Source organism: Cryobacterium gelidum (genome assembly GCF_004403985.1).
GTDB lineage: Bacteria > Actinomycetota > Actinomycetes > Actinomycetales > Microbacteriaceae > Cryobacterium > Cryobacterium gelidum.
In genome coordinates this window covers 315,464-341,229 of the sequence record NZ_SOHL01000027.1, presented here as the reverse complement: position 1 = coordinate 341,229, position 25,766 = coordinate 315,464, and the positions used below count along the sequence as shown (strand labels likewise).

15 protein-coding genes and 1 pseudogene are annotated in these 25,766 nt (G+C 65.8%); 10 read left to right on the top strand and 6 right to left on the bottom strand.

Going from position 1 to position 25,766, the window contains the following annotated elements; translation table 11 throughout:
* Nucleotides 1-34: 34 nt before the first annotated feature.
* Complete coding sequence (locus E3T50_RS14645) at nt 35-535, bottom strand: GNAT family N-acetyltransferase (protein WP_134552902.1); 501 nt, start codon at nt 533-535, stop codon at nt 35-37.
* Nucleotides 536-665: 130 nt separating this feature from the next.
* Between E3T50_RS14645 and E3T50_RS14640 the strand changes: the two genes are divergently transcribed.
* Both E3T50_RS14640 and E3T50_RS14635 read left to right on the top strand, forming a co-directional pair.
* Nucleotides 666-2,384, top strand: a complete 1,719-nt coding sequence (locus E3T50_RS14640; protein WP_134552900.1) for an AMP-binding protein — start codon at nt 666-668, stop codon at nt 2,382-2,384.
* A gap of 59 nt (nt 2,385-2,443) precedes the next feature.
* Nucleotides 2,444-3,457 (top strand): annotated as a pseudogene (locus E3T50_RS14635) (pyruvate formate lyase family protein); the annotation flags it as partial.
* Between the two features lie 386 nt (nt 3,458-3,843).
* On the opposite strand, the gene E3T50_RS14630 reads toward E3T50_RS14635, so the two are convergent.
* Nucleotides 3,844-4,698, bottom strand: a complete 855-nt coding sequence (locus E3T50_RS14630) for a TIGR00645 family protein (protein WP_134552896.1) — start codon at nt 4,696-4,698, stop codon at nt 3,844-3,846.
* A gap of 51 nt (nt 4,699-4,749) precedes the next feature.
* Nucleotides 4,750-5,487: an AfsR/SARP family transcriptional regulator gene (locus tag E3T50_RS14625; protein ID WP_166784318.1), complete on the bottom strand. Its 738-nt coding sequence runs from the start codon at nt 5,485-5,487 to the stop codon at nt 4,750-4,752.
* Nucleotides 5,488-5,690: 203 nt separating this feature from the next.
* On the opposite strand from E3T50_RS14625, the gene E3T50_RS14620 reads away from it, so the two are divergent.
* Nucleotides 5,691-6,590: a caspase family protein gene (locus E3T50_RS14620; RefSeq protein ID WP_338145367.1), complete on the top strand. Its 900-nt coding sequence runs from the start codon at nt 5,691-5,693 to the stop codon at nt 6,588-6,590.
* Nucleotides 6,591-6,665: 75 nt separating this feature from the next.
* Here the strand turns inward: E3T50_RS14620 and E3T50_RS14615 are convergent, their stop codons facing one another.
* Nucleotides 6,666-8,384: a gluzincin family metallopeptidase gene (locus tag E3T50_RS14615; RefSeq protein ID WP_134552890.1), complete on the bottom strand. Its 1,719-nt coding sequence runs from the start codon at nt 8,382-8,384 to the stop codon at nt 6,666-6,668.
* Between the two features lie 311 nt (nt 8,385-8,695).
* Between E3T50_RS14615 and E3T50_RS14610 the strand changes: the two genes are divergently transcribed.
* The 3 genes from E3T50_RS14610 to E3T50_RS14600 all read left to right on the top strand — a co-directional run bounded on the left by E3T50_RS14610 (nt 8,696) and on the right by E3T50_RS14600 (nt 15,700).
* Nucleotides 8,696-10,894 carry a caspase family protein gene (locus tag E3T50_RS14610; RefSeq protein ID WP_166784317.1) on the top strand — a complete coding sequence of 733 codons (2,199 nt, stop codon included), beginning with the start codon at nt 8,696-8,698 and terminating at the stop codon, nt 10,892-10,894.
* A 226-nt stretch (nt 10,895-11,120) separates the two neighbouring features.
* Nucleotides 11,121-12,788, top strand: coding sequence for a flotillin family protein (locus E3T50_RS14605; protein WP_166784316.1), 1,668 nt, complete (start codon nt 11,121-11,123; stop codon nt 12,786-12,788).
* 545 nt (nt 12,789-13,333) lie between these two features.
* A complete protein-coding gene (locus tag E3T50_RS14600; RefSeq protein WP_206751317.1) occupies nt 13,334-15,700 on the top strand; it encodes a transglycosylase domain-containing protein in 2,367 nt (788 codons plus the stop codon).
* A gap of 21 nt (nt 15,701-15,721) precedes the next feature.
* On the opposite strand, the gene dnaE is transcribed toward E3T50_RS14600, so the two are convergent.
* Entirely contained in the window at nt 15,722-19,177 is a 3,456-nt protein-coding gene (gene dnaE / locus E3T50_RS14595) for a DNA polymerase III subunit alpha (protein WP_134552883.1), read from the bottom strand.
* Nucleotides 19,174-19,446 (bottom strand): hypothetical protein, encoded by a 273-nt coding sequence (locus tag E3T50_RS14590; protein ID WP_134552881.1) that lies wholly within the window; start codon nt 19,444-19,446, stop codon nt 19,174-19,176. Before E3T50_RS14590 ends, dnaE begins: the two co-directional genes overlap by 4 nt.
* 222 nt (nt 19,447-19,668) lie before the next feature.
* Here E3T50_RS14590 and E3T50_RS14585 point away from each other — a divergent pair, with 222 nt between their 5' ends.
* The 4 genes from E3T50_RS14585 to E3T50_RS14570 all read left to right on the top strand — a co-directional run bounded on the left by E3T50_RS14585 (nt 19,669) and on the right by E3T50_RS14570 (nt 25,717).
* Nucleotides 19,669-20,826, top strand: coding sequence for a sugar diacid recognition domain-containing protein (locus E3T50_RS14585; RefSeq protein ID WP_134552879.1), 1,158 nt, complete (start codon nt 19,669-19,671; stop codon nt 20,824-20,826).
* A 75-nt stretch (nt 20,827-20,901) separates the two neighbouring features.
* Complete coding sequence (locus E3T50_RS14580; RefSeq protein WP_134552877.1) at nt 20,902-22,077, top strand: glycerate kinase; 1,176 nt, start codon at nt 20,902-20,904, stop codon at nt 22,075-22,077.
* A 44-nt stretch (nt 22,078-22,121) separates the two neighbouring features.
* Nucleotides 22,122-23,480 carry a GntP family permease gene (locus tag E3T50_RS14575; RefSeq protein ID WP_134552875.1) on the top strand — a complete coding sequence of 453 codons (1,359 nt, stop codon included), beginning with the start codon at nt 22,122-22,124 and terminating at the stop codon, nt 23,478-23,480.
* A 131-nt stretch (nt 23,481-23,611) separates the two neighbouring features.
* Nucleotides 23,612-25,717 carry a PhoX family protein gene (locus E3T50_RS14570; RefSeq protein WP_134552873.1) on the top strand — a complete coding sequence of 702 codons (2,106 nt, stop codon included), beginning with the start codon at nt 23,612-23,614 and terminating at the stop codon, nt 25,715-25,717.
* Nucleotides 25,718-25,766: the final 49 nt, after the last annotated feature.

Sequence of the window (25,766 nt, the reverse complement as noted above, 5' to 3'; positions counted from 1 at the left end):
GGCGGGATCACAGCAGGTCCCGGGCAGTGGCTTGCTAAACGGATGCCGCCAGCAGGCTCACGACGACGGTGTCCCCCTTCGTTGACAGCTGGCCGACCTCGGTGAACCCGAGACGATCGTGAAAGGCGAGCGAACCCGGGTTCGGCGGCTCCAGGTTGACCTCGCACAGCACCTCAGCGAGCAGCTCGCGGCGTGCCGCGCCAAAGATTGCGTCGTAGAGCACCTGGCCGAGGCCCTGCCCGCGAGACCCATCAGCGACAACGATGCGGTCGACATAGAGAAAATCCGTGGACCGGCCGGAAAACCACCGGTAGTTTTCGCTCTCATAGTCTGCCCCGGCGACAAATAGGATGGCAAACCCGAGCGCGACATCGGCTGCGCCGTCGGCAACGACAGCGACCGCGAGGTGGCTATGTTCTGCAAGAGCGGCCAGCGCCGGAGCATCCAGCTCATTGACCGCGGGAACGGCTGCATTGTTGAGCGCGAGCAAACGCGGCAGGTCGTCGGGTACGAGGGAGCGAATAGAGAAGGTCATCCTTCAACGATAGGCCTCGCAACGAGCCGAGTACACGGCTCGCTGTCGGCCAGACTGTGGCTAACCCGAAGCCCTGTCAGAATAGACTGTCGCCGTTTCCCCGGCGACTCGTTCAAGGAGACAACGGCGCATGAGTCACCAGGTGAGCACAAACAACACGAGCACGAGCAACTACCGTGCCGCACGCGACCAGCTTCTCGCCCTACGCGACGATCACGCACGCGCCGCACAAGAATTTCGCTGGCCCGACGTGGGAGAACACTTCAACTGGGCCACGGACTGGTTCGACGTGCTCGCCCGCGGCAACGACAAAATCGCGCTGTGGATCGTCGAGGAAGACGGCAGCGAGCAAAAGCTCACCTTTGACGAGATGGCCCATCGATCCGACCAGGTTGCCACCTGGCTGACCAGGCGGGGCGTGGGGCGGGGCGACCACGTCATGCTCATGCTTGGCAACCAGCGGGAGATCTGGGAGGCGATGCTCGCCATCATGAAGGTCGGCGCCGTCATCATGCCCACGAGCACCGTTCTCGCCTCGCACGACCTGACCGACCGGGTGCGTCGCGGCGGCGTCGCCCACGTGATCGCTAACTCGGGCGACGCGGCCAAATTCGACGACGTTCCCGGCGACTACACCCGCATCGGTGTCGGTCCGGCCCGGCCCGGGTGGGCCGACTTCGCGGATGCCTACCAAATCACCCCTGAACCGATCACGACGGTTGTGGAATCCGCTCACCCCTCGCTGATCTACTTCACCTCGGGCACGACGAGCAAACCGAAAATGGTACTGCACTCGCAGACCTCCTACCCGGTCGGCCACCTCTCCACCATGTACTGGCTGGGCCTGCGTCCCGGTGACGTCCACCTCGCCATCAGCTCGCCCGGCTGGGGCAAACACGCCTGGAGCTGCTTCTTCGCCCCGTGGATCGCCGAGGCGACCGTGTTCGTCTATAACTACTCCAAGTTCGACCCGGCCGCCCTGATTGCGCAGCTTCACCGCGCCGAGGTCAACACGTTCTGCGCACCGCCGACAGTTTGGCGCATGCTCATTCAAGCGGATATCGGCGCCCGCCCGGCCAGCCTCCGCGAGTTGCTCTCGGCTGGAGAACCACTCAACCCCGAGGTCATCCGGCAGATCGACAACGGCTGGAAGCTCACCATCCGCGACGGATTCGGCCAGACCGAGACCACCGCAATCGTCGGAAACGGGCCCGGCTCCGCGCTGAAAGCCGGGTCGATGGGCCTGCCCCTGCCCGGTGTCTCGATCAAGCTGCTCGACCCGATCACCGAGCTGCCCGCCGACGAGGGCGAAATCTGTCTCGACCTCTCGCAGAGCCCGGTCAACCTCATGAGCGGCTACCACGGCGAACCCGACCTCACCGCGCATGCCATTCGGGGTGGCTTCTTTCACACCGGCGACGTCGCAACGGTGGATGCCGACGGTTACCTCACCTTCATCGGCCGCACCGACGACGTGTTCAAGTCGAGCGACTACAAGGTGTCGCCGTTCGAGGTGGAGAGCGTGCTGCTCGAACACCCCGCGGTCGCCGAAGCCGCCGTCGTTCCCGCGCCCGACGCGACCAGGCTGAACATTCCCAAGGCCTACATTCATCTCGCTCCGGGTTGGGAACCGACGGCGGAGACCGCCGAAGCCGTGCTGCGGCACGCCCGCACCGGGCTGCCGGCCTACATGCGGGTGCGGCGGGTGGAGTTCTTCGATCTGCCCAAGACCATCTCGGGCAAGATTCGCCGAGTCGAGCTGCGCGAGCGTGAAGACGCTGCGGCCGCTGCGGGTATCCTTATGCCGGACGAGTGGCGCGACGACCAGTTTCCGGGACTCAAGCGCTAACAGCATCCGCTGCAAAGACGGGACTTCCGGCCCGTGACGCGTTCCGGCGGCGTCGATAGCTGTCGGCGATGTTTCCCCGGGAGCGAGAGCCCGGCGTCTACGACGTCGACGCCGCCACGCCGGCGTCGATCACGGCGCACACACCCGGCTACATCGACCGGCCGAACAAAATTATCGTCGGCCTGCAAACGGATGCCCCGCTCAAGCGAGCCATCATGCCCTTCGGTGGCTGGCGCATGGTCGCGACGAGCCTCGACACCTACGGGTACCCGGTCTCGCCCGCGCCGAAAACCATCTTCACGAAGTATCGCAAGACGCACAACGACGGTGTCTTCGACGTGTATCCGCCCGCCGTCAAACCGGCCAGGCACAGCCACCTCATCACGGGGCTGCCAGGTGCCTCCGGTCGCGGCCGCATCATCGGCGACTACCGCCGTGTCGCGCTCTACGGCGTGACCGCCCTTATCGCGGCGAAGAAACTCGAACGCGCCGCACTCGACGAGCAACCGAGCACCGAAGACGTGATTCGTTCCCGCGAGGAGAACGCCGAGCAGGTACGCACGATTGACGGCGACTATCCTGCGTTCGGCAACGACGACGACCACGTCGACGCGATCGCCGTGACCATCGTCGAAACGTTCATGGCCATGATTCGCCGGCATCCCACCTATCGGAATGCCGTGCACACGCAGTCGGTGCTCACCATCACCTCGAACCTGGTCTACGGCAAGAAGACCGGCAATATCCACGACGGTCGCCGGGCCGGTGCGCCATTCGCCCCCGGAGCCAACCCGATGAACGGCCGCGACACCCACGGCATGCTTGCCTCGGCACTGAGCGTGGCGAAACTGCCCTACTCTGAAGCGCAAGACGGCATCTCCCTGACCAACACGGTCGTATCGACCGGGCTCGGCCACACCCCGGCAGAGCGGATCACCAACCTGGTCGGCCTGATCGACGCATACACGCTCGCAAGCGGCTACCACCTCAATATCAACGTGCTCAACCGGGAAACCCTCGAAGACGCCATGGCACATCCGGAGAACTATCCGCAGCTGACCATCCGGCTGTCTGCTGCGCCGCCAGTACTGCCACAACCCGGATTCCTGGAAGATGAGGGACGGCGTGGTGACGCCGATCGGCGACGTGCTGGCGCGCATCCGTCGCTACCGGGGTATGTTCGCGGCGACCGGCTGCGCGAACGCGGTACGAATGTGTGGGTGCGGTTCGTGCTCGTTCCCGGGCTGACCGACGCGGTGGACAATGTCGACGCCGTTGCCGAAATCGTGGCTCGCTGGCCCAACGTCTCTCGGGTAGAGGTATTGCCGTTTCACCAGATGGGCGAGGACAAATGGAACCGCCTCGCCATCCCCTACCCGCTGCACGGGGTGCACCCGCCCGATGCCGTACTGCTCGAGCGTGTTCGCGACCAGTTTCGCGCCCGCGGCCTCACGGTGTTCTAATACCGCGCGAGAAGTTCCGTCTTCTTGGCGAGGAATTCGGCATCCGTCACCACGCCGGCATCACGCAGCTGACCCAGCTGCGTGATATGCAGGGCGATTCCGGTAGACGTGGCCGGCGCGGCGTGGCCCTCGATCTCGCGGCGCGCGGGTGCGGCAGCCAACGCCGAGACCCGCTCGGGGGCGATGGTGGGCGTCGGCGCAACGGCCGAGGGCATGGCGTGCCCGGACTGCGACATACGGTCGATCCAGGCCAGGGCGATCGCGGAGAGAATGAACACCATGTGGATGATGACCTGCCAGAGCACGCCGTCCCAGGTGTAGACGTTGCCCGTGATGGTCTCGCTCGGGCTGGAGTCGAGGGGGGTGCCGCGGGCGGCCAAATCTCCGACTTCGATGAAGGTCTTGAGCAGGTGGATCGATGAGATTCCCACGATGGCCATGGCGAGCTTGACCTTGAGCACGTTCGCGTTGACGTGGGACAGCCACTCCGGCTGGTCGGGGTGACCCTCTAAGCGAATGCGCGAGACGAAGGTCTCGTAGCCACCGATGATGACCATGATCAGCAGGTTCGCAATCATCACGACGTCGATCAGGCCGAGCACGGACAGCATGATCGCGGCTTCTTCAACGTGGATGCCACCGTCGTCGCCGGGCACGGTCAGTGAGGTCCAGACGTCACCGCCGAGGTTGATGAGCTCGACCATGAACACGATCACGTAGATAATCTGCGCGATGATGAGGCCAATATAGAGGGGCGCCTGCAGCCAGCGGCTGAAGAAAATCATCAGGCCGACGCTGCGTACCCAGCTTGATTGGGGACGGAAAGGGCGGGGGAGGGCTGTTTCAGTCACTACCTGAGGATAGGTTGGGTCCGGGTGGGAACCTCCTGTGAGCGGGTGCGCTCAGCTGGTCTTCATCGACCGGACCAGCACGCGTGAATCCACGATCGCGGAATCCAGGCCGAGGAGCTCGGCGAAATGGGCGGACGGCTCGACGCCGAGTTCGCGGCCCAGATGGGCGCGATAACTGCGGTAGACCTGCACCGCCGACGCATAGTTGTCTTCGGCGAGGTGGCATCGCACGAGCAGGTGCTGGGCGCTTTCGCGGAGGGGATCCACCCGGGCTGCAGCACGCGACGCACCCAGGGCGTGGCGGAAACTGCCCGCCACCAGATAGGAGCGGGCTAGGGCTTCCAGGGCGTCTACCCGTTGATTGACCAGGTGATCCTGTTGGTCGATCACCCATTCCTCGTACCAGCCCGGTAAGAGGTTGGCCTCCTGCAGCAGATCGATCGATTCCGGCGGCACGGGCTGGCCGCCGGTCCGCGTGATCTCGGTGATCAATTTCCGCACCTCGCGCAGATCAACACGCACGGCAGCGTCGATCTGCAGCGGCTCGGTCGCGCGGAGCAAGCGCGGCAGTTCATGAGAGATGCGAAAGACGCCCGCCCGCAGGTTTCCGGCCGATTGGCGCTCGGGGCTGTCCGGCCAGAGCAGAGCGGCGAGCACGTGCCGCGGCTGGGTGTGCAGCACGGCGAGGGCGGCGAGCAAGCGCTGCTGCCGCATGCCGACCTCCACCGGCACGCCGTTGCAGCGCAATTGCCAGTAGCCCAGCACGCGAAGATCCCAGCTCGGTGTCACCGAAAATCCCATGAGTGCTCGATCCGCGAAACTTTCAGGGTGCGCAGTCGGCCCGCAACGTGACGGCGAGTGCTGTTACCGCTCAGAATGGCCAGCCCGGCCGCCGTTGTCAATGCCGACACGACCAAAGGGATGCGTCGGTACACGTGAGATCGCCACCCCGGTAACTCGCCGGTAACGCCGGTGCCACTACCCTCAACTCGGTGCCAGCAAATACGGCGGGGTGCTCTCGAGATTGGACCACCGTGACTCAATTCGCTCTCTGTGTGGGAATCAACCGGTTCGAGAACCTACCGATGACCAGTTGGTTGAACGGCTGTGTGAACGACGCCGCCGACGTCAGCGCCCTGCTCGGGAGGGCTTTCGGCTTTGCTGACACGAGCATCACGGTGTTGACCGATCGGGCCGCGACGAAAGATGCGGTGTTCGGCGCGATGACCGAGGCGCTCGATCGGGCGAATACTCCGGGGGAGCACCTCGACCACATCGTGATCACCCTGTCGAGCCACGGCACCCAGCTGCCCGACACGAGCGGCGACGAAGACGACCGGGTTGACGAGGCGTTCGCCACCTACGATCTGCGCCAGAGCGGGGCCGCGTGGAACCCGGGTTCCCTCATCGTCGACGACGAGCTGCACGATCTGTTCGCCCGGCTTCCGAAGGGGGTGCTGCTCGACGTGATTCTCGACACCTGCCACAGCGGCAGCGGGCTGCGCGCCATGGACCTGCTGCCCAGTCGAGACGACCGGCGCCCCCGGTTCGTGCCACCGCCGACGCCGCTCGGCCGGGACGGTGCCGAGGCAGGGGGCGCTGACACGCGCACCCTGCGCGACCTGATTCGCTCGTCGAAGGCCGCGGCTAAACCGGTGCTGTTCGCCGCGTGCCGGGCCGACCAGACGGCCGCCGACGCCAACTTCGACGGGCGGTACAACGGCGCGTTCACGCATTTTTTGCTCGACGCGCTGCAGTCAGGCGCTGCTTCGAGCCGCGGGGAGGTCATCAAGCAGGTCAACGCGAAACTGCGTGACCGTAAATTCACCCAGCGGGCGCAACTGGAGGCTTCCGCTCCCGGCAAATCGACGGCCTGGGGCACCGCGTTCTGATGGGCACCGCCGGGCAGCCGTTAGGGGTGAAAGGTTGGTCTGCGATCCGTCCTGATGGGCAGCGCCGGGCAGCCGTTAGGGGTGAAAGGTTGGTCTGCGATCCGCCGAGACCTCGGGGGGCTGGGCTGCGATCGATCCGGATTGCCGCCTCGAACCGTGCGGTGTGACCGGCGGGGCTGCGGGCGGGGCGGCATCCGTTGGACGAATAGCCCGCTCCTGTGCGGCTAGTTTCGCCCGCTGGCGTTCCAGATCGAGAATCGGTTTGAGGGCGGCGAAACTGAGGCGCCCGCCCTCGTCGAAACGCAGTTGTCCGCCGCCGCGAATAAACACCGGTGTTCGGGTGGCGAGCCCGAAGCTGCGCGCCTCAGCGGCGCTCAGGCGAAACTCTTGCGTGAAAGTGGCGCCGATTTCCGACACCACGAATCCGTCGGGACCGACGCGCAGGGTAGGCCGCACCCGTTCGACCGCAATCGGCCGGGTCGGGTCGATCTTCGCCGCCGCGAGTAGTACCGGGTTCTCCCAGAGAAACCGTACAATCTCTTCCGGATCGGAGCCCAGGGCGGCCAGCCGAACCGGATACCGCAGGCCGACGAAGGTCGATATGCCCGAGAGGTCGGTGAGCGTGGGAAGCGCGATGCCGGCCTCGGCGAAGGCCGTCACAACGGTGCCGCGATAATCGAGGTCATCGTCGGGCACGACCGCCGTATCCGCGGCGAGAATGCCGCGCAGCAGGTCCTCCCAGGTCACATCGACCGGCGCCATGTAGCCGAGGCTGCGAATGAGCATGCTCAACACCTGACGGCCAACGGATGCCCCGGCGCGAGCCACCTGATACAGGCTCGAGCGACCGCCGGGCGCGTCAAGCCGCTGCAGCCACAGTCGGGCCACGACGCGCAGCAACACCTGCACCATTGCCCCGCCGCGCAGATGCGGGTCACTCAGGGTGCGCCAGTTCGCCGCCAGATCGTCGGTCAGGGACGGCCGGGCCGTGCCGCGTTTGAACAGTCCATCACCTAGGCGAAACAGGTCGCGGCGCAGCAGATCTTCGTCGAGGTCATCGAGGTTGCGGCTGTCCCCGCCGGTCTGGGTCAGCAATTGCTCGACCAGGGTTTGCGTGGAGAACACCGACAGCAGGGCCACGAGGTCGGCGATGGCTTCGTGCAGGGCGAGTTGGTCGATTTCGGCGTGGGAATCGGCCCATTTCGGTCGGTAACCGTCGACAATAGCGTGAGTGACCTCGTGCGCCACAAGGTCACGAAACAGGGCGAGCGGTACCGCCTTGCTCGTGCGGCCGTCGCGTTTGTGTCCAAACCGGATCAGTCCGTCGTCGCGATAATAGCCAGACTCCCGGTAAGAGACCCGGTCGTAGGCGCTGATGGTCAGTCGACCACCATTGACCCAGCCCATACGTCGGCCCAGAGTGGATTCGAACAGCGCCAGAGTGGATGCCGCCACCGCGTACACCTGCTGTGCCAAAAATCGACTGTCCTGCAGCAGGGCGGTGAGATTGTCGGGGGGCTTCTCGTCGACAACCATCCAGGGCGGCGTCGGGGAGCCGAGCTCGAGGCTGAACGGCTTCTCTCCTGGGCGACGCACGATCACGTCGAACCGGGCGCTACGCGGCCCAGGTCCAATGCGCTCGACCGGCACCCGCAGGGTCGTCGTGAGCAGCGCATCCGGTTCACCTGCTTGCGCGTGAAACGTCGTGAACGGTCCCTCAGCCAGCACGGTCAGGCTGACCTGCAGGCCACTCTGTCCCGGATTGCTCGATCCGGAATCGGTACCAGTCGTCATGGCGACCCCCGCAGCATCCGTTTGTGTCTGCAATATGCAACCGAACGACGGGTCTGTCAAGGTTTCGGTGGCAGTCACCGAGCAGTAACGCTGCAGTAACGCTCGCGCGCCATAATCACAAGGCCGGTCCCTGCGGCGGCGCACCTGTTCCAGCAAAATCTGACCGTGAGAGGAACGGTGCCATGCCCGAATCGACGACTCCCGCGAATTCGATGGCCCCCGCGAATTCGATGACTCCCGCGAATTCGATGGCCCCCGCGAATTCGATGGCCGCCGCGAATTCAACGGCTCCCGCGACGAGGCGGCCGCCGTTGCCGCAGAGCGAACTTGACGGACTGCGGCCGCACGTGGTCAATCTTCGCGACGGTAAATTCTCGTCGACCGGGGCGTTCACGACCACCCGAAGAGAGGTCGACGCCATCTTCGCCACGCATTTGCCGGCCTTCGTGGCTGAGCACGGCGGCGTCGTACCGGTGGTGTTCTACGCCCACGGTGGACTCGTCGACGAGCAATCCGGGCTGCGGATCGCCGCGACCCAGGTGGACTGGTGGAAGTCCAACGGCGTATATCCCCTCCACTTCGTCTGGGAGACCAGCCTCGCCGGGGCCATCACGAGCGCCGTCGGTGACTGGGCACAGGGGCGGCGGGGCTGGCTGGACGACGCGAAGGACCGGGTGATCGAACTGGCCGCCCGATTCGGTCAGGGCCAGGCCATCTGGGGCCAGATGAAGCGCTCGGCCGAGGCCGCGTCCGCCGGAGATGGCGGTGCCCGCTATGTCGCGGAGGCGCTCGCCGCATACTGTACGGCGCACGCCGACACGATCAGCGTGCATGCTATCGGGCACAGTGCCGGGTCGATATTTCATTCCTTCTTCATTCCCGCCGCGCTGGAAGCGGGAGTGCCAGCCTTCGAGACGGTCAGCCTGCTCGCGCCGGCTGTGCGCACCGACATCTTCAAGAAGAAGATCGTGCCCCTGGTCGGCGACGGAGTGAAATCGCTCGCCATCTTCACAATGACCGAAAAGCTTGAACGCGACGATACCTGCCTCGGCGCCTACGGAAAATCCCTGCTCTATCTCGTGCGGGCTGCGTTCGAACCCGAAGAGTTTTCGCCCATTCTCGGCCTGGACGAGTGCCTGCGCGCCGACCCGGTGCTCGCCCGACTCTTTGGCGTCTCCGGCGCAAGCGGGTCGGCCGGTGTCGGCGGGGCTGCCGATATCATCTGGTCGAAAACGACGAATGGGCCGTTGACGAGCCGCAGCGCTTCGACCAGTCATGGAGGTTTCGACAACGACATCCCCACGATGGACAGTGTCGTCCGCCGGGTCACCGGCAGCTCGCGCATCCAATCGTTCCCAGTCGTCCGCGACCTCGACGACGACCTCTGGCCGGTGCCTGGTCCGGCTGTTCCCCGGCCGGTTGGTACCCACCATGCACTGTGTGTGGGCATCAACGCCTATCCGGGCGGTGACGCGCTCTATGGCTGCGTAGCGGATGCCGAGGCCTGGGCAACCCAGTTCATCGCCGCCGGGTTCGCAGTGTGCACCCTGCTCGACGCGGAGGCGACCCGGCAGAACATACTGCTGGGGTTGCTCGATCTGGTCGCGCGCAGTGTCGCCGGCGATGTGTTGGTCTTTCAGTACGCCGGGCACGGCACCTACGTGGACGACCTCGACGGCGACGAGACCGAGACCGGCAATGAGGAGAAAAAGTACGACGAAGCGCTCTGCCCGATTGACTTTCGTGACGGCAACCTGATCATCGACGATGACCTGGGAGAGATCTTCGACCAGCTGCCCGATGGCGTCAGCCTCACAGCGTTCTTCGACTCCTGCCACTCCGGGGACGGCCAACGCCGGTTGCAGCTGCAGTTGGCCGACGTCGCCGATCTGAGTGCGGCGTCCGCTCCCCACGGGCGTCGGGCGCGGTTCATCGTTCCCGATGAGGCGACGAGCAAAAACTATCGGGCCAAGCGCGGCACGCCCGCCCGCGCCGGCAAACGAGCGTTGGCGCGGGAGGTGCTGTTCAGCGCGTGCAGACCGACCGAGGTCGCCTACGAGACGGGCGGCCACGGCGATTTCACCGTGGCGGCGAGCCTGCTCGTGGTGCCCAGCGCGAATCGGCTGACCAACGCTGAGTTCCTGGCCAAGATTCGCGAGGCATTTTCGAGTCAGCCGCGACAGAATCCCGCCTTCAACGGACCGCGCAGTGCGAAATCGCGCATCTTTCTGGGGCCACTGGTCGCCAGCCCGGTCGCCAGCACGACCGCCGTTCCGGCCGGCGCCCCGACTGCCGCCCTGGCCGCCAGCCCGGCCACCAGCCCGGCCACCAGCCCGGCCGCCAGCCCGGCCGCCAGCCCGGCCGCCGGCACTGCCGCTGGCCGGATCGACGCGTTCGCGGCATCCGCCGGCCCCGCTCTTGCCGAGGGAAGCCGTGCAGCGGATGCCGCAGCGCGCGCCCTCGCGGCCGCCGCGTTCCTCCGCGCTGCCGCCGACTTCATCGACGGCTAGGCGACGCAAACTCCGGGTGGGCCAGGCGGCCCGTTCGCGCTGTCACTACTCGCCGATCACTCGAATCCCCGACGAGGCCAAAGATTTACCCGAACCGATCCACCGATTGTCGACATCCTTCGTATCCCGAGCTGTGGCCTGCAACACTGGAAGTACAGCTCCGCGCCGAGGTCAGGCGACCGAATCGCGGAAACGACGTACGCGCCTTGCGCCTTGGAAGGACCCCATGCTCGATTTTCTGTTCAGTCCGATCCCCGGGATCATTTTCACGATCGTCGTGGTTCTGCTCCTCGGCTTGATCTATGCCAAGTCGATCTATAAGAACGCCGGGCCCGATGAGGCCCTCATCATCACCGGCAAGAAGAGTCGCAAAACCATCGTGGACGGTGCCACGCTCGAGGAATCCGGCCAGCGCGTCGTGCACGGGCAGGGCGTGTTCATCACCCCGTTCTTCCAGAAAGCGTTCAAGATCAGCCTACGCAGCCGGGCGATCGAGATCACCGCCGTCGCGCAGGACCGCAACGGCATCACGCTCTCCGTCGATGCCGTCGCCATCGTCAAGGTCGGCGATGATCCCGCCGCGATTCGGGCCGCCGCCCAGCGCTTTCTCGGGCAGGACAAGAACATCGATGGCTTCGCGCAAGAGGTGCTGAGCGGGTCACTGCGTTCCTCGATCGGCGCGACCGACGTCATGACCGTCATCCAGAAGCGTGACGAGCTCGGCAGTTCGGTGCTCGCCACCGCACGGCAGTCGCTCGCCAACCAAGGCCTCGACGTCGATTCCTTCGAGATCAAGGGCATCACGGACGAGAACGACTACATCCGCGACATTGGCCGTGCCGAGCAGGCCAAGGTGCGTCGGCAGGCCGAGGTCGCCGAGCATGTGGCGAACCGCGAATCGCAGGAAGCTTTGATCACCGCCGAGCAGGCCATCGCCGAAGCGCAGAACACGCTGGCCCTGCGCAGGGCGGCTCTGCAGCTCGACACCGACAAGGCCTCCGCCGAGGCTGCCGCGTCGCGGCCCCTTGCCGAAGCGAAGGCGCAGCAGGCCATCGTGCAGGAGCAGGAGCTCACCGCCCAGCGCCGGGCCAGCCTGCGTAAGGCCGAGCTGGAATCCGAGGTCAATGCGATCGCCGACGCTGATGCGTACCGCATTCGGGTGACCGCGATCGCTGCCGCTGAGGCATCCGTCGCCAAGGCCACCGCCGATCGCGATAGCCGAGTCGCGAACGCCGAAGCCACTCGGGCCGAGGGCCAGGCCGAAGCTGACGCCATTCTCGCTCGCGGTACGGCCGAGGCCACGGCCACCCGGCTCTCCGCCGAGGCCGTCGCCCAACAGTCCGAGGCGCTCATCCAGCTGCGCCTGGTCGAGATGCTGCCACAGATCGCGCACGAACTCGCCGCCCCCATGGGCAACATCGACCAGCTCACCGTCATTTCGACGGATGGTGCCAGCCAACTCTCCAAGAACGTCGCGTCGGGCTTCAGCGAGGTCGACGCCGTGCTCGGATCTACCATGGGCATCGGCATCAAGGACCTCCTCGGCGGGCTGCTCGGCGGCACGGCCGGGGCCGCCCTGCGCAACGTCGCGCCCGTTCAAGCCGGCGCACCCGCTTCGACTGCTGGCGCCGCCTCGACAGGCTATGAAGCCACGCCGACCTCGGTTTCGGTCTCGCCGTCGGTAGCCGCGTCGTCAGTCTCGCCGTCGTCACCGTCGGCGACCTCCGAGGCGGTGGCTGCTACCGCAGCTGCGCGTTCGGCCGCGGCAGCAGCCGTTGGCGATTCGATCGAGGGCGTTGATTTCGACACTGTCGCCAACGAAGCGGCCGCCGCAATCGCTCGTGCTGCGGCTGCTCGGCTCCCCGAGAGGGCGGGGGAACGACTGCTTCCGTAGCACCTTTTGATTTTCGCGTCCCGGTCAGCAGCCGGGCCGCGGGGGTTGGCACGGCAGTCTTCGGCAACGAGTCCGGCGGAGTCCTTCGCTGTGACAACGATGAACGGGGCCGATGGCACGGTCACGATTCCTTTGACGGGACGCCAGCCCTGGTCGCCGAAGCTGTCGCCGGGCACCAACCCCCGAAACTCGGTCTCTACCGTGTGGTCCCGCTCTACGTCGGTGACCTCCGGCCATCCCTCGGTCTGAAACGGGGCGTCGACCGCTCGATCTGCGAGGCGAGAAGCTTGGCTGACAAACCGCGACACCGGTGAGCGGCCGAGGAGCTCGGCATGCCCCGCGTCACCGACATTCGCAGTAAGGTCGCCGGCTTGAGGAAGATGAATTCCTTTTCACTGCCGAACGTTCGCATCAGGATTTCCAGCAGGTTTACCGGATAGTACTTTGAATCCGGTACCAAGCCGATACATTCTCCTGCTGGCCAGCCGACCACTTGAGCACGGATATGACTAACATGACAATTAATTACAAACCGATGTGCAAGCGTGGGCTCCCGCATTGGATGGACTCAGCTGGGGGTTGACGTGGTGCAGCTAATCGAGGGCCCCTCCGGTGCAGCCCAGACGTGGCGGCGTACGGTTCACGGCGTTCTCGGCGGCCTGCTCGGGTTCGTCGCCATGAGCGCTGTGGCCGGCGTTTTGGTGGCCGTGTCGGTGACCCCGGTCGTGGCGCTCTCGGGCATAGCCGCGACCAACACGATCTCGGTGTTCGAGAATCTGCCGGGCTACGTCAACATCGAGCCCCTGTCGCAGAAGAGTGACATCTTCGCCACCCGCAGTGACGGAACGTTCGAACTGCTCGCCTCGTTTTACGATCAGAACCGCATCGAGGTGGGCTTGGATGCGATCAGCCAGTTCGCGCAGGATGCTGCGGTGTCGGGAGAAGACCCACGGTTCTACGAACATGGCGGGATCGATCTGCAGGGCACTCTGCGGGCCACGGCGACGACGGTAACCGGGGGAGATACCCAGGGCGGGTCATCCATTACCCAGCAATACGTGAAAAATGTGCTCGTGCAGAAGTGCGAGGTCATCTCCGAGTCGCGCGCGCACGACGCCTGTTACACCGCGGCGACCGAGACCACGCCCGACCGCAAACTCAAGGAGATGCGGCTGGCTATCGGAGTCGATAAGAAATACAGCAAGCACGACATTCTGCAGCAGTATTTCAACATCACCGGTTTCGGCGGCACTGTGTACGGCATCGAGGCCGCCGCCAACTATTACTTCAACACCACCGCGGCCAATCTCACCCTGCCGCAGGCGGCGAGCCTCGTCGGTATCGTGAACAACCCGGTTAAGTTTCAGCTCGACAAGCCCGCGAGTGAGACCAACGGGGCCGCCAACGGCTACGCCGCCAACAAACAGCGCCGCGATTACATTCTGCGCGAAATGCTGCGCTACAAAAAGATAACGCAGGTCGACCACGACGCCGCGGTGGCGGCACCGGTCGAACCGTTCATCACTGAACCGAGCACGGGCTGCCAGACGGCAATGGCCAATGCGTTCTTCTGCGACTATGTGACCAAGATTCTGCAGACCGATTCCACCTTTGGTTCTGACGCTGCCACCCGCATGCTCAACTTTCGCCGGGGCGGCTACGACGTGTACACAACCCTTGATCTCGACGTGCAGAACGCGGCCGTCACCACCATGAACCAGCAGGTTCCCAAGGTCTACGCTGGCGGCGACGTCGGCGCGGTCATCACGAGCGTGCAGGTCGGCACTGGTCGAGTACTCGCCATGACCCAGAACAAGGACTACAGCCAGGACCCGACGGTGCAGGCGACGGGGGCGAACTACACGGGCATCAACTACAGCACGGACTTCGCCGAGGGCGGCTCGAGCGGATTCCAACCCGGATCGACCTACAAGGTTTTCACCCTGGCGGATTGGCTCAAGGAAGGTCACTCGCTCAACGAACGGGTCGATTCCCGGCGAAAGGCGAATTGGGGCACCTTTCAAGACAGTTGCCTGGGTCCTCAGAATTACGACAAGGAGAAGCCACCCTTCAACCCGCGCAACGACGCCAACGAATCCGGCGCCAACTACAGTGCACTGGAAGCCACCGTCGGCTCCATCAATACCGGCTTCATCGGCATGGCGAAGCGGCTTGACCTCTGCGGTATCCGCCAGACGGCGGAGGCGTTCGGCGTGCACCGGGCCACCGGCAACCCGCTGTCGCAGTCGGCAGCATCCGTGATCGGAACCAATGAGGTTGCGCCGCTGACCATGGCCGTCGCCTTCGCCGGCATCGCCAACAAGGGCGTCACCTGTTCGCCGATCGCCATCGACCGCATCGTCGACCGCGATGGCGTGGAGGTTTCGGTGCCGCCGTCGGTCTGCACGCAATCGGTGGATTCCACGGTCGCGGCCGGCATGGCCTACGCCATGCACCGGGTGATGACCGGTGGCACCGGACGACAATCCAACTCGAATACGAAACCGAATGTGCCGATGATCGGCAAGACCGGAACGACGGATGGCGCTAAAGATACCTGGATGAGCGGTGCGAGTACCAAGGTGGCCACGGTGGTCGCCGTGGTGAGCCTGACCGGAGCGCTCAGCCAACGGCGGCAATTCTTCGGGAAAGACCAGATTGCGACGGCGCGGCACCGCATGTGGCCGGTCGTGATGTCGGTCGTCAACGCCAAGTATGGTGGTGACGCCTTCGAGGAGCTCGCGCCCAAGTACATTCCGCCGCCCGTGGTTGTGGCTCCGCCCGGCCCGCCAGCCCGCCCCGCCCCGCAGACCCCGCCCGTGGAGCCCGCCCCGCCGGCCGATCCGGCCCCGCCGGCCGATCCGGCTCCGCCGGCCGATCCGGCCCCGCCGGACCCGGCGCCCGGCCAGTAGCGCTCGCTGGCCAAGGTAGCGTCACGCGCTCTCTGCGGCCCGGAGATGGTGCAGGATGCCGCCCGGCACTTCTGAAAAATGTGTGGTGGACACCTGTGTCTGCACCGCCAGCTCGGCCGCGTAGGCGGCCGCGCTGGCCGCTTCCTCCGCGGCGGCACGTTCAACGGCGTGCCGTTCCTTCACCTGCCGGGCCACGTCGAACAGATTCCAGATGTTCTCCCCGGTCACCGAGACGCCCCTGGCCCCAGAACGGCGGGTACGACCGCGCACGAGCATGTAGTTGGTCTGAAACACCTGCCCGCCCACCCGCTCCTGCGCATCGTGAAAGAACACCACGTTCGAGACCGGGCCGGTGCCATCATCGAGGCTGATGAACACCACGCGGCGGCCACCGCGCATCGGCGGTGTGTTTGTGGCCCGACGCACCCCGGCCAGCAGCACCTCGGTGCCGCCGGGCAGGTTGCCCAGCTCGCTCGCCGGGGTCACCCCCAACTCCTTGAACAGCGCGTGAAAGCGCTTCATCTGGTGCGTCGAAACGGCCAGGTTGAGGTCGAGCAGCTCCAGATCGGTCTGGGTGCGGCCACGCAGCTCGAGCGAGGTGATGGCGCCGGCGCGGTCTCCGGAATACCGCGGCACCGGCAGCTCCACCTCAAATGCGAGCTGGTCGGCGCGAATGACCACGGCGGTGCCGCGCAACGACTGAATGTGCGCGAGCAGTTCGTGCCGCCGCGAGCGGTCGTAGCCGATGAACGTGTCGAGGGCGCCCACCCGGGCGAGTGCCTCGAAGGTGCGTCGCCGCGGATGCACTCGGTCACGAAAGTCCTGCAGCGACCCAAACGGTTGGTGCTGCGCAATGCGCGCCCGCTCCGTCTCCGTGCTGCCGACCAGTTCGGGCAGCGCCAAACGGATGCCCTGGCTCCCGTCGGCGAGATCCTCCACCCGGTAATCGAGCGCACTCGACTGCACGTCGAGGGGGAGTACCGGAACCCCGAGCACCCGAGCCTCGGCGACGATGAGGTCTTTGGGCCACATGCCGGGGTCGTGGGTGAGCAGCCCGGCCAGGAAGGCGGCCGGATAATGGGTTTTCAGCCATGCGGACTGGTAGGTGGGCAGGGCGAACGCGGCGCCGTGGGCCTTAGCGAAACCGAAGCTGCCAAACCCGGCCAACACCGTCCAGACCTGGTCGATGACGGCAGCGCTGAACCCGCGCGCAAGCGCCCGTTCGCGCACGTACTCTTCGATCTCGGGGAGCTGCTCGGGCTTACCGAGGTGCCGGCGAAAGACATCCGCTTTGCCGAGCCCGCAGCCGGTGAGCTCGTCGAACAGCCGCATGACCTGTTCGTGAAAGATGACAACGCCATTGGTTTCGCGCAAAATCAGCTCGAACCGGGGGTGAATGTAGTCGGGGGCGACCTCGCCGTGTCGGGCCTGCAGGTATTTGAGCGGCATGTTGTTCTTCATCGGGCCGGGCCGAAATAGCGAGATCTCCACGGTGAGGTCGTTGAACACCTCCGGTTGCAGCTTGCCGACCAGCTCCATCTGCCCGGGTGATTCGATCTGAAAAATGCCGAGCGTGCGCGTGGACCGAATGAGCTCGAAGGTTTTCGGATCGTCGAGCGGCACCCGGTCGAGGTCGATGCTCTCACCGGTGAGCCGGTGGTGCTCTTCAACGGCGTGCGCCATCGCCGATTGCATGCGCACGCCGAGAATATCGAGTTTGATGAGGCCCATCGGGTCCATGTCGTGCTTGTCGTACTGCGACATCGGCAGGCCCATGCCGCTTGCCTGCACCGGGGTACGGTCGAGCAGGCTCGCGTCGGAGAGGATCACGCCGCAGGGGTGCACCGAGATATGTCGGGGGAGCCGGTCGAGTTTGGCGGTGAGGTCGACCAGCAGGTCGAGCTGTTGCGACTCGCGCACCTCGGTGGCGAGGGCCTCGAGTTCGGGTTTCTCCTCGAGGGCGCGGCGAAAATCGCGGGCGTTGAACCGCCACATCTGCTTGGCGATCACGTTGATCTGCGCGTCGGGCAGGCCGAGGGCCAGGCCGGCATCGCGCACGGCGCCACGGCCCCGATAGGCGTTGGTCATCGACATGAGCGAGACCCGGTCGCTACCGAAAGCGCGAAAGACCTCGCGGTAGATGTCGTGCCGCCTGGCTGACTCGACGTCGATGTCGATATCGGGCAGCGTCTGACGTTCGGGGGAGAGAAAGCGTTCCCAGAGCAGTCCGTTCGCGATGGGTTCGACCGAGGAGGTGCGCAGCGCATAGTTGAGCACCGAGCCGACCCCCGAACCGCGGGCCTGAATGCGAATGCCCATGCCGCGAATAATGTCGGCCACGCGGGATACGGTGAGAAAGTAGCTGGCAAAGCCGAGGTGCTCGACCGTTTTCATCTCGTGGGCGAGCTGGGCGTGGGCCGCTTCGACCGCGCGCGAGCCGCTCATTGAGTACAGGTCGGCGATGCCGCTTTTGGCGCGCCGCCACAGTTCGGTGACCGGGTCGCCGGTGACCCCGATAATGCGCGCCTCCGGCATGCGCGGGCGCCCCAGCCCAATATCGAGAGTGGGGTCGAGGCTGCACCGGTCGGCGAGCTGCTCGGTGTCACGCAGCAGCCGTTCCAGGGCGCCCGTGTCGTGCAGGCCGGCATCGACGACCATGCGGGCCACCTGGCGCATCGCTCCGGCCGGCTTGAGCCAGGCCTGGCCGTTGGTTTGGGGGGTTTCGAGTTCGGCGAGCGGGAGCAGGAAGCGCGCGGCATCGGCGAGATCGGCGGTGACGGCCTCCTCGGGGGTGCCGTACCGCACAGCATTGCTGAGCACTGCGGGCAGCCCAGCGTTTTCGGCGAGGGCCAGCATGCGCGTGGCCGGGGTCACGCTGCCGACCGTGCCGCTTTCGGCGAGGTGACAGACGATCTCAAGCACGACGGACTGGGCGGGCAGGGCGCGCTGCCAGTGGGCAAGCCGCGCCGCGGCATCCGTATTGTCGCGGCGGCTGATAGCGAGGCCGACGTCGGAGTCGGGGCCGAGCAGCACGGTGAGCGAGGCGAGCCCGGCCAGGTCGGCCAGCCGATCGCGCGAGATGCTCGGCCCGGTGCTGCCTGTCGTGATCGCGGAGCGCTGACCGGCACCGCCGTGCGCTGCACCGCCGTGCGCTGCACTGACCGCACGGCAGAGTGCGCCGTACCCGCGACCCTCGGTATTGCCGTGGGCGAGCACGACCACCCGGCCGAGCGAGCGATACTCTTGGTCGTGCACGGCGAGTTCTGCACCGAGCCCGGCGCGGATGCCCGCAGCGACGCATGCTCGCATGTGCTTGACGGCGCCGTAGAGCCCGTCACGATCGGTGACGGCCAGAAAGCTCGCGCCCTGCGCGGCCGCCTGCTCGGCCAGGGCTTCGGGGAGTGTCACCCCATAGTGGGTCGAGTAGGCGCTCGCGACGTGCAGGTGCGCGAAGTCCGTCCCCGGTGCACTGGTCATCCCCAGTCCAGCGCTAACACCCAGGACCCGTCAGTGCCGCGGCGCAGGTCGTAGCGGTGCTGTTCTTCGTCGCCGCGGCTGGCGTCGAGGCGCCACAGCTCGGTGTCGATGCGGGTGGGGGTTCCCTTGTCTTCCCACCACCTGGTGCGTTTGAACACGGCCTGCGGTTGCCCGATGACGGTGTGTTCGAATCGATTCCAAATGAACGCGCGCGGGTCGCCGTCGGCGGACAGCTCAACGTCAACCGGTGCGTCGATGATGTGGGGCAAGGGGGTACTCCCTGGGCTCGTGACGGGTGAATAGCGGTACGGTACTGAAAAGGTGCTGATGAGCAATGGTTAAAAAATCTCGCAATAAGTTCGAATAAACATTCACTGAAACCAATCACTATCGAATATGTCTTCTAGGTAAAAGTGTATGTCAACCCACTGACATGCGCCACAGGCGGTTGCGTGCGGTCCGGCTGGCGGCCCGCGATCTACGATGGCCAGATGACCGAAACCGCACCGATCGGCAGTACACCCGGCAGCGCCGTCAGTACCGCGCAGATCACCCGTGAACTCGCCCAGCGCCTGGTCGAGCAGGTCGCGCCGAGCCTCGTGCACAACGTCAACATCATGGATGCGATGGGCGTGATCATCGGCTCCCGGGACGCAGCCCGCATCGGTACCCTGCACGATGGAGCCCGGGATGCCGCCGTTCGCGGCGAAGCGGTGCAGATTGCTCCCGGTGACGAGCGCCAGGGCACCCGGCCGGGTGTGAACATTCCACTGATAGTCGATGGGCAGGTCGTGGCCGTGGTCGGGGTCACCGGAACCCCCTCCGAGGTTGTGCCGGTCGCGCAGGTGCTCGTGCTGACCGTTCAGATGCTGCTCGCCCAGGAACGGCAGCGCGATAACGCGTCGTGGCGAGAATCGGCGATTCGGGATATGCTCTCGACCCTCGCGCGGGGCGACCTCACCGAAAGCCATCTGCTGTCGGGCTTGAGGGCAATCGATACGCCCCTGCAGCCGCCGTGGAATCTGACTGGAATTCTCGGCACCAACCAGTCCGTGGCGCTGCTGCGTCAGCTGCGCGAGTTCTCGGGAGTCGTAGCCGCGGACATCAACGGCGCCGTCTGGGTGCTCAGCGGATCGTCGAGCGTGCTCAGCCTTGAGCTGCTCCGGCAGCGCCTGCAGCAGTCCCGCGTGCAGCCCCTGCGCTTTCTGACCGGGCGCGTGGCAGCGACGACGGCGCAACTCGCCGGTGACGCGCAGCGTCTGAGCTCGCTGCTGGCTCGGCCTGGGCTCCTCGAACCTCTCGCCAGTGACCCTGTCGCGATTGCCGCTCACTCCGAGACTCGGCTCGACTCCCTGGGCCTCGAACTGGCGATCGCCGGCCTGCCCACCACCATGATCGAGGATTTTGCCGGTTCGGTGCTCGGGCCACTGACCGCCGCCCTGAACGAGACGGCGCGAGTGTTCCTGCGTGATGAACTGTCGATTGCCGTCGCGGCGCGATCGCTCGGCGTGCACCGCAATACCCTCGTGCAGCGACTGGACCGCATCGAAATGCTGACCGGCCTGAATATTCGGCAGTTCAACGCCGCCGTCTCGATGCGACTCGCGTTGGCGGCCGGTGCCGCTCGTTATGTGCAGGATGCACAGTGATTCTCCGAAATTTCGACGGAAATTGTGGGTTGATTTCACCTGAATATGTGTGTGATTGTGTTCTAGCCTGATCCAATGAACGACCACCCGGCGCTGAAGCCGCCCACCATAGTCATCGCGCCGGATTCGTTCAAGGGCAGTCTCAGCGCGGCCGACGCTGCCGCCGCCATGGCTGACGGGGCCCGCGATGCCGGCCTCGCGCTCGGCCGGGCCGACATTCACCTCACGCTCTGCCCGATGGCTGACGGCGGTGAGGGAACGCTCGATGCCATCGCTGCCGTCTGGGAGGTCGAGCCCCGCACCATACTCACCGTCGACGCGCTCGGGCGCAGCCGCCCGGCTCGCTATGCCTTTTCCGCCGACGGTCGCACCGGGCTCATCGAAGCGGCCGAGTCCAATGGCCTGCCCCTCGTTGCCGATGTCTTTGCCCAACCCCAGCGTGCCGACACCTTCGGGGTCGGTCTGCTCGCCCGGGAACTGCTCGACCTGCAGGTCGATGAAATTCTGCTCTGTGTCGGTGGCTCCGCCAGCACTGACGGCGGAACGGGACTGCTCGCCGGGCTCGGCGTGCGTTTTCTCGACGCTGCCGGGGTGAGCGTGGCTCCCGGCGGGGCCGGCCTCGCCCAGATCACATCGATCGACCTCTCCGGGCTCCACCCGCGCGCCCGGATGGTGCGCTGGCGCGTCGCCGTCGACGTGAACAACCCGCTCTGCGGCCCCGCCGGTGCCGCCGCCGTGTTCGGCCCGCAAAAGGGAGCGCAGCCCAGCGATGTCGCACAGCTCGACGCCGGCCTCGCCCACCTCGGCGCAATCGTGTTCGCCGCAACCGGCGAGAACATGCGCGACCGGCCAGGGGCCGGAGCCGCCGGCGGCATGCCAGCTACCCTCGTGCCGCTGCTAGGCGCCGAACTGGTTATCGGCTCCACGCTGGTAGCGGATGCCGTGGGCCTGGCCTCAAAAATGGCCTCCGCTGATCTCGTCCTCACCGGTGAAGGCAGCTTCGACTCCCAATCGCTCGGCGGCAAGGTGGCCGTGGCGGTTGCTCGTCTTGCCCCGGCAGGCTGCCCGGTCGTCGTCATTGCAGGGCGCGTGGAATTGTCGTCGGTAGACACCGCGACATCCGGTGTCACCGCCGCCTTCTCGATCGCCGGGGGACCTGCGACCCTCGACGACCTGCAAAAACACGCCGCCGAACGGGTGCGCGAGACCGCAGCGCAAGCCGTCGCCCTTTTTCTTCACTCTCGCAAGTAACACCCAGAACCCCAGTTGCATCCTGAAATAGAAAGGCCGTCTCAATGCTGAGTATCGCCATCCTGGTGACCCTCGTCGCCGCCATCGTCTTCGCCACCGCGAAGTTGAAAATCAACCCGTTCCTCGCGCTGCTCGCCGCCGCCCTGATCGGCGGTTTCGCGTTCGGGTTGCCGGTCGACACGATCGCCCCGACCATGACAACGGCGTTCGGCGCCACCCTCGGCAACATTGGACTGATCATTCTGTTCGGCACCATCATCGGCGTAATCCTCGAGCGCAGCGGCGCTGCCATCGCCATGGCAGAGGCACTCATTCGGGTATTGGGCACCCGGTTTCCCACCCTCACCATGAGCGTCATCGGCTTCATCGTGTCGATTCCGGTGTTCTGCGACTCCGGATTCGTTATTCTGAACTCGCTCAAGAAGTCGCTCGCCGCTCGCGCCAAGGTGTCGCTTGTGGCCATGACCATCGCCCTCATGACCGGCCTCTACGCCACCCACGTCTTCGTGCCGCCGACTCCAGGCCCCCTCGCCGCCGCTGGCAACCTCAATATCATCGACCAGCTCGGCCTCATCATCGGGTTCGGCTTGATCGCCGCTGCGGTTTCGGCGCTGGCCGGACTGCTCTGGGCGAACCGGTTTTTGAAGAAGAACATCGAGCTCATGCCCGAACCGTCCGGCGAAGAGGGCGAGCAGGATTATGACCTGATTCGTGCCTCCTACGGCAAGCTGCCGAACGCTTTTCTGGCCTTCCTGCCGATTCTCACCCCGATTCTGCTTATTTGCGTCGCGTCGATCGCCAAGCTGCCGGCTGCACCGTTCGGCAACTCCGGTTTGTATATCGCCATCACCTTTCTCGGCACCCCGGTCATCGCCCTGGCCGTCGGCCTGCTCGCCGCGCTGTTTCTGCTTCGAGGCACGGGCAAGCTCGACACCTTCGGCATACAAGTGACCGAGGGCATCCGCATATCGGCGCCCATTCTGCTGATCACCGCCTCTGGCGCCGCTTTCGGAGCCGTACTCGCCGCCTCCGACCTCACCGATTTTCTCGGCAGCACCCTCTCGACCCTCGGGCTTGGACTCGCGGTGCCGTTCCTCATCTCGGCCGCCCTGAAGACCGCTCAGGGGTCCTCCACGGTGGCCATGGTGACGACGTCGGTGTTGCTCCTGCCCCTGCTGCCTGCCCTCGGCCTCGACTCCGACCTGGGCAAGGTTCTTTCGGTGCTCGCGATCGGCGCCGGAGCCATGGTCGTCTCACACGCCAACGACAGCTTCTTCTGGGTGGTGTCGCAGCTCAGTCGAATCCCGGTCGCAACCGCGTACCGCACGCTCACCCCGGCCACCGCCATTCAGGGCGTCGCGGGTTTCGCCGCCGTCTGGGTGATCGGGCTCATCGTTTTGTAGGTCCGGTGTCACCAAGCGTTCATGTACGGTTCACCGATCAGACACCGGATGGCCTCGAACCGGAGAGGGGGCGGCGGGACAGTGGGTATATCCCCAGTTCGGGGCTCGCATCGACCACGAGGAGTGCTCCCATGCTGCACCGTGAATCCACCGGCCCCCGCCAGCACACGCCCGACCGGGACCGGCCGCTGCTGCCGCTGCTCCCCATGGAGGGGCACACCCTCGGCAAGCGCAGTGCGGTCACCTGCCACCTCAAGTGCGCAGATGCCTGCTTCCACCCGGTGCCCAACGAGAGCGCGAACGATTACTTTCGCGACATCGTCGGCGCGGCCCTGAGCCGCCGCTCCCTGCTCGTTGGCGTGGGTGTCGGCGCTGCGGCGATCGTGCTCGGGTCGGGCCAGACAACTCCCGCGCTGGCCGCACCCGGCGGTCCGGCCGGCCGTGGGCTCGCCTTCACCCCGATCGCGCCTGTTCCTGCCGCCGTCGACGCGTTCTCGGTACCCGTCGGCTACTCCTGGAACCCCATCATCCGCTGGGGGGATCCGCTCTTCGCCGTCACCGATGCGTTCGACCCGACGCGCCAGAGCGCCGCGTCGCAGGCACTCCAGTTCGGCTACAACAACGACTACCTCGACATCCTCGAGGGTCCGGGGCGCAAGGGGCGCGACGGGATCCTCGTCACCAACCACGAGTACACCAACGAGAACATCATGTTCCCACCGGCCACGACACCGGCCGAAGCGGATGAGCAGCGTCGGGTCGCCATGATGGCCCACGGCATGTCCGTCGTCGCCCTCGAACGAAAGCGCGCCGGCTCGCCCTGGACTTACCGCGTGGGCCACCGCCTCAACCGGCGCATCACCGCGAGCACCCCGTTCACCGTCACCGGTCCGGCCGCGGGCAGTGACCTGCTGAAGACGAAGGCCGACCCCACCGGCCGCACCGTGCTCGGAACCCTCGGGAACTGCGCGGGCGGCACCACGCCCTGGGGCACGGTGCTCTCCGGCGAGGAGAACTTCAACGGTTACTTCCGTACGACGGGTACCAGCACAGCGGATGCCCGCTACGGCCTCGCCAACCGCCCGACCGGTCGGCTCTGGGAGCAGATCGACGACCGCTTCGACGCCACCATCGCCGGCAACGAGAACGAGCCGAACAGATTCGGCTGGATCGTGGAGGTCGATCCGGAGGCACCGAACGAGCCCCCGGTCAAGCACACGGCCCTCGGCCGGTTCAAGCACGAGGGCGCCAACGTGATCGTCGGAAAGACCGGGCATGTCGCCGCCTACATGGGCGACGACGAACGCTTCGACTACCTCTACAAGTTCGTCTCCCACGACCGCTTCGACAAGAAGAAGAGCCCGAAGGCGCGCAGCCACAACAAGTCCCTGCTCACCAGGGGCTCCCTGTACGTGGCCCGGTTCACGGGCAACTCGCCAGCCGCCGAGATCACCGGCACCGGCCAGCTGCCCGCCGACGGCCAATTCGACGGCACCGGCCAGTGGGTGGCGCTCGTCATCGACGGCGTCTGCCAGGTTGCAGGCTTCACCACGGATGATGCGCTCGTGAACACCCGTCTGGTCGCGGATGCCGTCGGCGCCACCAAAATGGACCGCTGCGAAGACGTCGAGCCGAGCCCGGTGACCGGCAAGATCTATGTCGCCTGCACCAACAACAGCGATCGCGGCCGGCTCGGCAAGGAGGGTGCCACCGAGGCCAACCCACGGGCGATCAACCGCGACGGTCACATCGTCGAGATCACTGAAACCGGATCCGACGCCACCTCAGTGACCTTCGACTGGAACCTGCTGCTGGTCTGCGGCGACCCGAAGACCAACACGAGCACCTACTTCGCCGGTTTCCCGAGCGACAAGGTGTCGCCAATATCCTGCCCAGACAACGTGGCCTTCGACGCCGAGGGCAACCTGTGGATCTCCACCGACGGCGCACCGGGCACGATCGGCTTCTGCGACGGCTTGTTCAAGGTTCCGCTCGCCGGACCCGAGCGCGGGCGGGTGCAACAGTTCCTCGCGGTGCCGCGCCAGGCGGAGACCTGCGGGCCGGTCATCCGCTCGGAGCAGTCGATGGTTTATGTCGCTGTGCAGCATCCGGGGGAGGACGGCAGCTGGGCCGCCCAGTCCAGCCGATTCCCGGACTATGTTGCGCTGGGGACGACCGCTCCGGCTGGCGCGTGGGCCGGGCCGCGGCCATCCGTTGTGCAGGTCTGGAAGCCCTGAGTCGCTCCCCGTTCTGGTCGCTCATAGACTAGAACGGGGACCACGAACT

What these genes read in the sequence shown, in the direction of transcription:
- E3T50_RS14645 (WP_134552902.1), bottom strand. Translation starts at nt 535, where the DNA reads ATGACCTTCTCTATTCGCTCCCTCGTACCCGACGACCTGCCGCGTTTG.
- E3T50_RS14640 (WP_134552900.1), top strand. Translation starts at nt 666, where the DNA reads ATGAGTCACCAGGTGAGCACAAACAACACGAGCACGAGCAACTACCGT.
- E3T50_RS14615 (WP_134552890.1), bottom strand. Translation starts at nt 8,384, where the DNA reads ATGACGACTGGTACCGATTCCGGATCGAGCAATCCGGGACAGAGTGGC.
- E3T50_RS14605 (WP_166784316.1), top strand. Translation starts at nt 11,121, where the DNA reads ATGCTCGATTTTCTGTTCAGTCCGATCCCCGGGATCATTTTCACGATC.
- dnaE (WP_134552883.1), bottom strand. Translation starts at nt 19,177, where the DNA reads ATGACCAGTGCACCGGGGACGGACTTCGCGCACCTGCACGTCGCGAGC.
- E3T50_RS14585 (WP_134552879.1), top strand. Translation starts at nt 19,669, where the DNA reads ATGACCGAAACCGCACCGATCGGCAGTACACCCGGCAGCGCCGTCAGT.
- E3T50_RS14580 (WP_134552877.1), top strand. Translation starts at nt 20,902, where the DNA reads ATGAACGACCACCCGGCGCTGAAGCCGCCCACCATAGTCATCGCGCCG.
- E3T50_RS14575 (WP_134552875.1), top strand. Translation starts at nt 22,122, where the DNA reads ATGCTGAGTATCGCCATCCTGGTGACCCTCGTCGCCGCCATCGTCTTC.
- E3T50_RS14570 (WP_134552873.1), top strand. Translation starts at nt 23,612, where the DNA reads ATGCTGCACCGTGAATCCACCGGCCCCCGCCAGCACACGCCCGACCGG.